This is a genomic window from Polaromonas sp. P1_G2 (assembly GCF_056405515.1).
The window spans coordinates 1-449 of the sequence record NZ_JBFUBY010001166.1 but is presented as its reverse complement, the minus strand read 5'-3'; the positions used below and the strand labels follow the sequence as shown (position 1 = coordinate 449).

Here is a 449-nt window from a genome sequence, read left to right as displayed (position 1 = left end):
ATCCCGGATCGGAGCTGGTGCTGTGGGGCGATAAATACCCGAAATATTATGAAAATCTCGCCGGGCTGCTGGCGCTGCCGCATGCGCGTTATATCCACATCACCCGGCATCCTCTCGATGTCGTCAATTCGATGTTGCGGCGCACGGCCGAGGCGGAGGAGGGGCGCGACTGGTGGAAAGCGATCGTCAAATTCGACGAGATGCTGCAGGCCTGGTCTACCGCCTATCTGGCGATCATGGCCATCGCGGCGCGGAAAAACGTGCTGCATATCCAGTATGAGGACCTGGTTTTCAGGTTTTCCGAAACCGTGAGCGCGATCAATGCCTTCATGGGGACGGAGCTCAGCTTCGACAACATATTGATTGATGAGCCGGGCATGCATTTCGATCGCGTCTATCTCGATCAGGAGAAGACCGACATCATCCTCTCGCACCCGACTGTGCAAGCC

General features: G+C 56.8%; 1 protein-coding gene. It reads left to right on the top strand.

The genetic code is table 11. The features are described 5' to 3' along the window. Positions 1-449 (top strand): sulfotransferase family protein (locus AC1D0P_RS29585; RefSeq protein ID WP_477679990.1); only part of this gene is annotated, 449 nt, incomplete at both ends.